Origin of the sequence: Geofilum rhodophaeum (assembly GCF_002210225.1) — a bacterium.
GTDB lineage: Bacteria > Bacteroidota > Bacteroidia > Bacteroidales > Marinilabiliaceae > Geofilum > Geofilum rhodophaeum.
Window position 1 is genome coordinate 1 of the sequence record NZ_MWUJ01000061.1, and the last position, 1,492, is coordinate 1,492.

Here is a 1,492-nt window from a genome sequence, read left to right on the forward strand (position 1 = left end):
ATAGGCAGTTCTTTTTTTACCCCATTTCGTTGAGAAACAGGGCTTGAATTTGTAATTTTCACCATTTCAAATAACGTTTAGTTGATAAAAGGGGGAGCGGTTCGTTCGGATCCCCCTTTTTGATGTCTTAAATATACATATAATTATTTGATTTGCAGGACAATAGCGATATTATTTCTATTAAATTTTTCTTATTGTTTCTTTTTTCTTTCCAATGGTTTGAAGAGAATAAACTGGTCAGTTCTTTCAGTTTTCTCTCTGATTTCTTTCTCCCTTCTTTCCATACATCTCTTAGATTATCATAAGAATCTCTTAATGTCTTAAAACATTTATCATCACTCAATAGCCTCTTCTTACTGATAAAGTAATATGCGCGAAGATTGCTGATGATCTGAGTTTTCAAAAGAATTAAGATTAATTTGGCATACAGCAAGCATGCGAATCGCTCATATTTCATAGGTTGAATTTTATCTATTCTGCACACTGACTTCCAGCTTTTAAAGGTCAACTCTATTTGCCAACGCAATCGATATACTCCTAAAGCCTCGTCGACTGAAAGATCTGTACTTGGGACGTTTGTGATAAAGATGTTGAATCGACAACGGGCTTTGTACTCCTCAGAAGTTGTCCATCCATTTTCTTTGTTTGATTTCTTTACCTTTCTTATTCGCTCTTGGTAAATATGCTCTGGAACTACCTCTACAATCAACCTTAATTTCGTGGGCGTATATTTTCCCACTATCACTTCGTTGTCGCTGCGTTCGAGCTTTTTCCGACGCATTTGAATATAGAGGTCTTTAAACTCTATCTTATTCCCAGTGATTGGTTCATAAATAAGACTACAAGCGTTCAGTCTGCTAATAAACGATGCCCCCCGCTCAACAAACCCGTTCAGAACGGACATGTTGAAGTAGCCCAGATCGCGAACAATCAAGTCGTCCTTATTGATATTTGTGGCAGTTTCGTTTGCGTCGGTTGCATCGTTACGTACTCCGGCAGTTACGTTAAGATCCAGGATTCTTCCGCTACGTGCATCATACTCGTATTGAATGGACACACCAGCCTTTGATGTTCCTTTGCCTCCACCGCAACCCTTAAACTGATTCTGAAGCCTGTTTGGTACTGTATAGCGCGTAGAATCCTTAATGCGGACTTGATTGAACTTTGATAAAAAATCCGCACAAAAGACCTTTGACAATTGCTTTTCAAGCAACTCGGTAAAAACACTCTTTACAAAGGCTACAGACTCCTCACTAAATCGCGCGTCTAGCGATTGCTTGGCGATCTTCGTTTTAAACTGAGCCCTAATCTTAGAACAAATCTGTGACAAGCTGATCGTATCGGGCCGGGAGGCACAATAGAGCAGTATATCAAAGAACATACTAGGTGTGAAACCACATTTACGTTTGTAAAAGCCGCAGTCTGATGCTTTCTTTTGAAGCTCTTTCTCCGAAAACAGCTCTCGCAGAGTAGCTGAAAACGAACTCGTAAA

General features: G+C 39.3%; 1 protein-coding gene. It reads right to left on the minus strand.

The window, feature by feature from the left end:
• Positions 1 to 127: 127 nt before the first annotated feature.
• A partial coding sequence (locus B4W65_RS17020) for an IS4 family transposase (protein ID WP_146697839.1) occupies positions 128 to 1,492 on the minus strand: 1,365 nt, incomplete at its 5' end.